The sequence below is a fragment of the Coleofasciculus sp. FACHB-712 genome (assembly GCF_014695635.1).
Lineage (GTDB): Bacteria > Cyanobacteriota > Cyanobacteriia > Cyanobacteriales > FACHB-T130 > FACHB-T130.
This window is the reverse complement of sequence record NZ_JACJOQ010000565.1, coordinates 1-8,427: the sequence shown is the minus strand read 5'-3', so window position 1 is coordinate 8,427 and position 8,427 is coordinate 1. Positions and strand designations below refer to the sequence as shown.

The 8,427-nt window shown below is 46.7% G+C and carries 8 protein-coding genes; 3 read left to right on the top strand and 5 right to left on the bottom strand.

What is annotated here, in order from left to right; genetic code table 11:
- A partial coding sequence (locus H6F50_RS20370; protein WP_190430112.1) for a dynamin family protein occupies positions 1 to 1,284 on the bottom strand: 1,284 nt, incomplete at its 3' end.
- A 137-nt stretch (positions 1,285 to 1,421) separates the two neighbouring features.
- Here H6F50_RS20370 and H6F50_RS20365 point away from each other — a divergent pair.
- The 3 genes from H6F50_RS20365 (at position 1,422) to H6F50_RS20355 (ending at position 4,366) form a co-directional block, all read left to right on the top strand.
- Positions 1,422 to 1,826, top strand: coding sequence for a PPC domain-containing DNA-binding protein (locus H6F50_RS20365; protein ID WP_190430111.1), 405 nt, complete (start codon positions 1,422 to 1,424; stop codon positions 1,824 to 1,826).
- A 356-nt stretch (positions 1,827 to 2,182) separates the two neighbouring features.
- A complete protein-coding gene (locus H6F50_RS20360) occupies positions 2,183 to 3,670 on the top strand; it encodes a DUF2157 domain-containing protein (protein WP_190430110.1) in 1,488 nt (495 codons plus the stop codon).
- Positions 3,671 to 3,685: 15 nt separating this feature from the next.
- Entirely contained in the window at positions 3,686 to 4,366 is a 681-nt protein-coding gene (locus H6F50_RS20355; RefSeq protein WP_190430109.1) for a GDYXXLXY domain-containing protein, read from the top strand.
- Between the two features lie 77 nt (positions 4,367 to 4,443).
- Here H6F50_RS20355 and H6F50_RS20350 read toward each other — a convergent pair whose 3' ends face one another.
- The 4 genes from H6F50_RS20350 to pyrR all read right to left on the bottom strand — a co-directional run bounded on the left by H6F50_RS20350 (position 4,444) and on the right by pyrR (position 8,399).
- Positions 4,444 to 4,686 (bottom strand): hypothetical protein, encoded by a 243-nt coding sequence (locus H6F50_RS20350; RefSeq protein WP_190430108.1) that lies wholly within the window; start codon positions 4,684 to 4,686, stop codon positions 4,444 to 4,446.
- 110 nt (positions 4,687 to 4,796) lie between these two features.
- The gene (sppA, locus tag H6F50_RS20345; RefSeq protein WP_190430107.1) at positions 4,797 to 6,611 is read right to left on the bottom strand and encodes a signal peptide peptidase SppA; all 1,815 of its coding nucleotides are present in this window, start codon (positions 6,609 to 6,611) and stop codon (positions 4,797 to 4,799) included.
- A gap of 88 nt (positions 6,612 to 6,699) precedes the next feature.
- Complete coding sequence (gene fni, locus H6F50_RS20340) at positions 6,700 to 7,773, bottom strand: type 2 isopentenyl-diphosphate Delta-isomerase (RefSeq protein ID WP_190430106.1); 1,074 nt, start codon at positions 7,771 to 7,773, stop codon at positions 6,700 to 6,702.
- A gap of 89 nt (positions 7,774 to 7,862) precedes the next feature.
- A complete protein-coding gene (gene pyrR, locus H6F50_RS20335; RefSeq protein WP_190410797.1) occupies positions 7,863 to 8,399 on the bottom strand; it encodes a bifunctional pyr operon transcriptional regulator/uracil phosphoribosyltransferase PyrR in 537 nt (178 codons plus the stop codon).
- Positions 8,400 to 8,427: the final 28 nt, after the last annotated feature.

Sequence of the window (8,427 nt, the reverse complement as noted above, 5' to 3'; positions counted from 1 at the left end):
AGCAGCGCGAAACTCTTCTATTCCACTATCTTGAATTAACTGTTGAATGATAGGTGTACCTTGTTCAGCTAAAATCCGCACGTAATTTTCATTTGGGGATTCGTAGCTATTAACGGAAATTCGGAACTTGTTAGGAGGTAATTTTCCAGAATTCGCGCAGTAGTTATTAAAGGCTGTAACAAATTGTGGTATTTCTTCTCGTTCATCCAAGCCTTTAACACTATCAGCAAAGACAGAATCTAAACCAAAGCGATCGCGTCCACTGGTCTGTTTAATCTGACTGCCGTAAAATCCTAATAGTCCGCTCGTTTTATAAACCCTAGTAGTATCTCGAAACTGAGCGCTAATCAAACCGTCTAAACGTTGCCTTAACTGGCTATTATACCAAGTTTCATCGATACGGTTGAAGGCAAAGAATACGCGATCGCGTATCCCCGGATTTGAGCGCATTTTCTCCAGCAGTTCCGTTTCTTCCTTCGTCATGTCGCCAGCAGATGCGGGTTTGAGAACGCACACCACCGCTGACGTATCCGAGTGTTCAATCTTAGCGTAGGTCAGTTGTGCGTCTTTCTCCACTGGCGCATCAATTCCCGGCGTATCGATAATCACATTCCCATCCCGCAACAGCGGATGATAACAGTAATACTCAATTCGCTTCAAAACCGCGCTGTTACTGCCACGGCGAGCATAACCAGCCGCTTCTTTGAGGTTGGAGAAGTTAAATTGCTCCATTGAATATGTAGCATTATTAACCGTATTGATGCGATCGCGATTGGCAACAAATCCTTCCAGCAACAACATCAGCGCATTCGCTTGTTTTGCTCTTTCTGATTTACTTTCTCCACCCTCAATCTCGATAATCGCTTGGCATCCATCGCTTAGCAATTGAATCACTTCAGATTGATTAATATTGCTAGCTGTCCCTAACCCCAGCATCTGAGATACCGCACTTGCCTGTTCCCGAATTTCTACCTCACTCAGAAACGTCAGCACCACTCGTTCTTTATCCGGTTCGGCGTACTCAATTTTACATTCCGTACCTGTAGCGTGTCCCTCCGCACTGTAAAGCAATTCCCGCTCTAACAGAGCGTTAATTAACATCGATTTCCCTGCACTAAAAGCTCCCGCAAATACAATCTCAAACTTAGGGGAAATCGCTTTACCGAGAGATGTCTGTACGGGTGTAACATCTTGCGATCGCAGAGACGGCTCCTGATGCAACAGTTGTAGTATAGTCTCGACCTGTTCTTTCAGATTTTGACACTGAGGCGGCAATTCAGGCACAGTTTGCATCCTATCAATATAAAGTAGAAGCCTTTACGCATATTTTAGGAATGGCAATTCATGACGGGTATGATGGAATTACCGATACAATTAGTAATTATTCGCGTAATCCCAGTATATTTACCAGCCTTTAATTCATGAAAGTATTTGCTATTCGTCTGAAGCCAGATCAAGATTTAAAAAAAAGCTTACAAGATTTTGCAATCAAGCAAAATCTTCAATCGGGCTTTATCTTAACCGGAGTTGGCAGCTTGAAAAAAGCGACTCTTCGCTTTGCAAATCACAGGTATAGTACAGCTTTTAACGACAATTTTGAAATTATTTCTCTCAATGGCACTCTGGAAGCGGCTGGCATTCACCTGCATATCGCCATTGCAAATAAAGAAGGAAAAACCATCGGTGGACATCTCATGGAAGGCTGTATTATCTATACTACTGCCGAAATTGTCATCGGAGTTAGCGAAGAATTCACTTTTTTAAGAACAATGGATGAGCAGACAGGCTATAAAGAGTTGGAGATTTTTCCAAACCCTAATTATTAACTAAATGCTATTTAGCCTTAAATTACTTAAAGTAAAAGAGGTCAGCAGTCTACAAAAATGTATTGCCAAGTTGTCGGCATAAGAATAGCCAAGGACAAATTCCCCGTTTTTTCCTGACATCAAAGAAAGTAAGGAGGAAAAGGTTAAGGATGAATTAAGAGTTCAAGAAACTTTGCTTGTTCGCCTAAGTCATCGAATAGACGCCGACTGAGTTTAAGCAGTAACGTAGAAGGTTTTCCCATCTGTAGATAGTGAATCTAACTGTCACATCCCCTTGAATTGAATCATGGGAGGGCGTTAAAACTAAGTTTATAGTCAAAAAAATTAGACTACAGAGCGGATTGTAATTGAGGGTTATGGTTTCAGATAAATTTCGCCGTCAGTTACGTCAGGAAGCAAATCTTTGGCGAACTGAGGGGCTGATTGATGCTCAACTATACGAACAGTTATCAGAGCGTTATCAATTTAATAGGCTGGAGACTGCTGCCCGCGATCGCTTTGTCATGATCTTGTTAGGGTTGGGGAGTATCCTCATTGGCTTGGGGACGATCAGTTTTGTAGCAGCAAACTGGCAGGAGTTGCCGCGAAATGGCAAGGTAACGCTGCTATTGAGTTTGTTTATTGGAGTGAATATTGCGGGTTTTTACCTGTGGCGGCGTCCGAATGGGGCGCAACAACGCCTCGGTCATGGATTCTTGCTCTTAGGAGCAATCATTTTAGGGGCAAATATGGGGCTGATGGGTCAGATGTTTCACATCAGCGGTCCCTTCTATGAGTTATTGCTAGCGTGGGGAGTCGGTGTGCTAGCAATGGCTTACAGCTTGCGTTTGACTTCCTTAAGCGTGCTGGCAATCATCATTATCGGATTGGGGTACTGGAGTTTTTGGTGGAACTGGGAAGGGGCAAGTTGGTCAAATTCTTACTATTATGAGGAGTTTTCCTGGTCATCCCAGATGGGACAACATATGCCGCTGTTGGCAAGCTTGATGTTTGTGCCGCTGGCATACTGGTGTCGTTCTCGCGTGATTTTTGGACTGGCAGCGATCGCAGTTATTTCTTCTTTGGAAGCAAACCTCCGACCGCTCAGCTTAGGACTATTTAATCTATTTTCCCTGAAGTCTACGGGTATCGTATTAGCGATCGCCTTGGCACTGCCCCCCGCACTGTTGTGGGGCTATGATGACTCGCTGTGGGTCTACAGTGACTTAAATCGGGTTCCGAAGCCAAACCAAATCTTTCCCGCCTCTTGGCAAGGGGGAAGCTGGGGAGGTTCCTTTCGACCCCTCGCCCGTCGTTTGGCGCTGGTATTTCTAGGCGTTGTACTTTATCTGTCGTCCTCGCTTTGGTTCTGGGGTGTTTTATCCAAAATGTCTTCTGCGGAGCAATCCGCGAGAGTTACTTGGTTTCCCCTGGTAGATGTAGTGATTTTGAGTGGGTTGGCAATCTTTGCGTGGTTGCGTCTGCTGTGGCTTACCAGAAGCCTTCGCACTCGTCGGGAGGAAATTCTGACCACAATTGCCATCGGTATCTTTATCTGCTTCATGGCTGGGATACCCGTTTGGCATCTCACCGTCCAGCCAATTCCCCTGCTTGCCACTTTTATTGGCAATGTGCTGTTGTTCTTGTTAGCCGCGGCATTGATGCGCCAAGGGCTAGCACAAGCAGAACGCAGCGCCTTCTGGGGGGGCATGATGCTATTAATTGTGCGAATTCTGACTTGGTTTGTGTTGTCTGCGACGGGATTAGTCTTCAAATCCTTGCTGTTTATTCTGTGCGGTATCACTGCGATCGCTATCGGGCTTTGGTTCGAGCGCTATGTCCACACGCTGGAAATTAAAAATTGACTCAGAGGATTTTTAATGAGGCACACTTCTCAATCATCTTCAATCGCTCCGACTCTCATAGAGCCACAAAAGCGAATGCCTGCTTGGAGACTCTGGGTGCCTCTCCTGTTGCAAACGGCGATCGTTCTTGCCGCACCTGCCCAGCCACTTTACACTACCCTCACTGGGAAAACGGTCGTTCTCAAGACGGTTCCCGTAGACCCATACGATTTCTTGCGTGGCTATTCGCAGACGCTAAGCTATGACATCTCGCGTCAAGAGAATTTGCGATCGCTGCCGGGTTGGAAAGCCTTAGTGAAACAACACCTCGAAGCAAAAGCAACGGATTTGCCACCGTCCGTACCGCCTTTAAATTCTTTACCGACAGGAATTCGCTTCTACGTGATTTTAGAAGCGCCTGCTGCTAAAACAAATTCTCCCCAAGCATGGAAACCCGTGCGGGTGAGTAGCAAGATGCCCAAATCTTTGCCAGCAAATCAGATAGCGTTAAAGGGCAAATCTAGCGGTAATTCCATCGACTACGGCTTAGAAAGCTACTATATGCCAGAAGCGCGGCGGGATGAAATTAACCAAGATATTTATCAAGCCCGATCGGACAGACAACGGCAAGCGATTGTGGTGGAAGCGAAGGTGGATGCCCAAGGTCGTGCAGTACCGATTAGCTTCTGGGTAAGCGATCGCCGTTATCGATTTTAATAGGGGAATGAAAGTATGGCTAATTGTTCGACATATCTTATCAATTAGCGATACTTTCATTACTAAGAACAAACTTTCTAATCTTCTTGCCGCTTTAGCTGCAAAGTAGCACCCAGTGCTGCTCCTGCTCCCGCTATCAAACCCATACACATTCCTTGAATCGTTTGGCTCGTGGGGTCTTGCATCAAGCATTCACTGGTAGGCGTTTTGGCTTGCAGACATTGATTACTATCTATCCAGTTGGAGACGCCTCCCACAAGGATACCAGCAGCACTACAAGAAACGATCAGCAGGACAAAGCGGTTAGATTTTCTATCCATAGATAGATGCTTTTAATTATTGGGTGGGCTGTTCCGTTCAGTCTACTCTACCTATCGGAAGACTGTTACCGTATATTCCACATTTTCAACTGCCTATTCCGGACGTTGCACTAATCAATTCGCAAATTATAGGGCAAACGGGCGTAAATACCTCTAGGATCGTTCATTGTTTTGAGCGCTACTAATTCTTCTTGTAACTTGAGGAGTTCTGCACTCAGCAGATCGGATGGCTGCTTGGTTTGGGCATTATCCCCACCCGCAAACTGTTTCAAAATGCGTTGTTCTAGACTGCGAACCTTGGGGTACTCTTCCAGCTCCCAATTCTCACCCAGTTTAGCGGCAACGGCAGCAGATTTGATCGCATCATCAATACCGCCAATCTCATCAACCAGTCCCAGTTGCTTGGCATCTTGACCCGACCACACTCGTCCTTGGGCAATCTCAGCGACTTTCTGCTTTGATAGTTTTCGAGAATCCGCCACTTTGTTGAGGAACTGACCGTAAATTTGGTTAACAAATCGCTGATGAATCGCCAATTCTTGAGGCGTTTTGGGACGTGAGACCGTATTGCTATCCGCAAATTTGGAAGTTTTGACGACATCCCAGGTGATGCCATTATTATTCGCAAGCTTTTGGAAATTGAGCAGCATCCCAAAGACACCGATCGAGCCGGTAATGGTATTTGGTTCGGCGTAAATCTGATTAGCATAGGTGGAAATCCAGTAGCCACCGGATGCTGCCATATCTCCCATAGAAACGATGATTGGCTTCACCTGACGAGTTAGCCGTACCTCTCGCTGAATCACCTCAGACGCCGAGGCGCTACCGCCGGGACTATTTACCCGCAGCACGACAGCCTTCACATCTTTATCAAGTCGCAGCCGTCGCAGCTGTCTGGCAAAGCGATCTCCTCCCACTTGCCGAGAGCCACCTTCGCCGTCTACGATTTCCCCTTCGGCGTAAAGTAGGGCAATTTTGTTGTCAGAAGTGCGATCTTTACCTTCGGTTTGAGTCGCTCTAGCGTAAGTAGCAAGGCTAATTTGACGGAATGTTTTATTCTCTTCGGTTCTGCCAGTTAGCTTTTTCAGGTCTGCCACCACCTGATCTAGATACGCTACCCGATCCACAAAGCCACGCTTTTTCGCATCCGGTGCGGTTAATATTCCTTGAGTGTCTGCGATCGCTTGTAGCTGTTTCGGGTTTAATTTTCGACCCTGGCTCACTGTTGTCAAAAAGTCTCCCCACAAATCGCCCAACAAATTCTGAGTTTGTTGTCGGTTCTCCGGACTCAGTTTCGTGAGTACATAAGGTTCCACCGCTGACTTAAATTTCCCAACCCGGATCACCTGAACCCCAACCCCGTATTTCTGCAAGGCTCCTGTTAGGAACATCGACTCAGAACGCAAACCGTTCATTTCGATTGTTCCCAACGGGTTCATCACAATGGTGTCTGCCACTGAGCTTAAATAATATTCCCGTTTCCCCAAATCCATGTTGTAGGCAATAATCTTTTTGCCAGACTTACGGAATTTTTCCAGCGCCGAACGAACTTCTTTGAGCGTGGCAAACCCGGTGCTAGAACTAGAGGAACCACTGCCATCTAAATATACGCCCACAATCCGCTTATCTTTAGTTGCCTGCTCAAGGGCATTCAAAACCGTTCGCAGCCGCACGCTATTATTTTCCTCACCAGATAAAGCTTCGCTGATTGCTTCGCTGGTGCTGGATATCGGATCGCTATCCGTAATCGTCAAAGACTGATCGATTACCAGTACCGATTTATCCTCAACTTCCGGCCCTGTATCTTTAGATGCCACCGCAATCAATAACAAGATTAGCCCGCTCGTTCCCAAACCGAAAAATAGGATGAGTCCGAATAGGCTTCCAAGCAAGCTAGCAAAAGTTTGTTTAAGGAAACTACGCATTAGGCTGGGGTTAGGGTAATGGGTAATTGGGAATGGGTAAAAGTTTTAAGCTTTGAATTCACTTATCGCTTTCCCATTTCCAACACAGTTATCGTAATGGTTGCAACGCGCCAGACTGTTTCAGAGCAGACAAGGTGGGATTGCCAGTGCAGAATAATACAGTGGTGATTTCAGCGACTAATACTTCAACCAAAGCATCAAGGGCGTCTTCCGATTCTACGGCTGCCTGGAGAAAAGGCCACGCCAGACCCGCGAGATCGGCTCCTAGCGCGATCGCTTTTGCCACTTCCAGACCGTTGCGTAATCCCCCAGAGGCAATCAAGGGAATATTTGGGGCAATGGCTCGAATACTGGTAATGCATTCTGCTGTGGGCAAACCCCAATCAGCAAAAGTTAGTCCTAATCGGCGCTGCTGGGCATTTTCAGCCCGTTCACTCTCCACCTTTGCCCATGATGTCCCACCGGCACCGGCAACGTCAATGGCGCTCACACCCGCATCAATCAACTTCTGCGCGATCGCAGCGGAGATGCCATTTCCCACCTCTTTGACAATCACGGGTACTGGTAACTTATTGCACAAATTTTTGATTTTGTCAAGTAAGCCTCGGAAGTTGGTGTCACCTCTGGGTTGAATGCACTCTTGCAAGGCATTGAGATGCAAAATCAAGGCGTCTGCCTCTAACAAGTCAATTGAGCGCAGACATTCATCAACTCCATAGGTATAGTTAAGTTGCACCGCCCCCAAGTTCGCAAATAGGAGAATATCGGGAGCAAGCGATCGCACGGCGAAAGTCGAAGCAACCTGGGGATTCTCCACCGCTACCCGCTGGGAACCCACGCCCATCGCTAGGTTATAGCGTTGCGCCGCAGCAGCTAGACGATAATTAATCATCCTCGCCAGTTCCGTTCCCCCCGTCATCGAAGAAATGAGCAAAGGCGCACCGAGCTGTTTTCCCAAAAAAGTTGTTGAGATATCAACTTCACGTTGATCTAACTCTGGCAAACAACAGTGATTAAAGCGGTAGCCTTCCAATCCATTCGTTGTGGAGTGAAATTGCACATCCTCATCGAGACAAATTTTTAGATGATCTGCCTTTCGGGTCTGGGTTTCTTTGGTAAGAGCCGATTTATTAATCAATCTACTATCTCCAACGTTCTGCATAGACAGCGCCTGACAAATCTGTACAGACTGGTTTATTAACAATCTCGATTTTCCCACCAACACACCAGGGAAACCGAAGACAAGACCGCTTAAACCTTTAATAATTCCACAGCATCTCGTCCATCAATCTCTTGTAAGTAAACCTTCACCTGTTCTTCTTTGGACGTTGGCAACTTCTTGCCCGTGAAATCCGGGTGAATGGGTAACTCCCGCTGCCCCCTATCCACCAGAACGGCTAACCAAATTGCCGCTGGTCTACCATAATCATTTACCGCATTCAGGGCAGCACGAGCGGTACGCCCTCGATAAATGACATCATCCACCAACACTACCGTCTTACCAGAGAGATCGAAAGGGATGTCAGTTTTGGCGGGTGTGCGAATGCCAATTTGATCCAAATCATCTCGATAGAAGGTAATATCTAGCGCTCCCACGGGCACTTGCACTTGTTCGAGCGCTTCTATCTGACGAGCCAAGAGATTGGCTAATACAGCGCCTCTGGTATAAACACCTACTAGCGCTAACTCAGACAAGTCGCGTGACTTCTCTACCACCTGGGAAGCGATACGATTGAGGGTTCGACGGATTTCGTCTGCGGAAAGAATTTCTACAACTTCGGGAGACATGGTTTAGGAAAATCCGATGATAACTGCG

What these genes read in the sequence shown, in the direction of transcription:
- H6F50_RS20365 (WP_190430111.1), top strand. Translation starts at nt 1,422, where the DNA reads ATGAAAGTATTTGCTATTCGTCTGAAGCCAGATCAAGATTTAAAAAAA.
- H6F50_RS20360 (WP_190430110.1), top strand. Translation starts at nt 2,183, where the DNA reads ATGGTTTCAGATAAATTTCGCCGTCAGTTACGTCAGGAAGCAAATCTT.
- H6F50_RS20355 (WP_190430109.1), top strand. Translation starts at nt 3,686, where the DNA reads ATGAGGCACACTTCTCAATCATCTTCAATCGCTCCGACTCTCATAGAG.
- H6F50_RS20350 (WP_190430108.1), bottom strand. Translation starts at nt 4,686, where the DNA reads ATGGATAGAAAATCTAACCGCTTTGTCCTGCTGATCGTTTCTTGTAGT.
- sppA (WP_190430107.1), bottom strand. Translation starts at nt 6,611, where the DNA reads ATGCGTAGTTTCCTTAAACAAACTTTTGCTAGCTTGCTTGGAAGCCTA.
- fni (WP_190430106.1), bottom strand. Translation starts at nt 7,773, where the DNA reads ATGCAGAACGTTGGAGATAGTAGATTGATTAATAAATCGGCTCTTACC.
- pyrR (WP_190410797.1), bottom strand. Translation starts at nt 8,399, where the DNA reads ATGTCTCCCGAAGTTGTAGAAATTCTTTCCGCAGACGAAATCCGTCGA.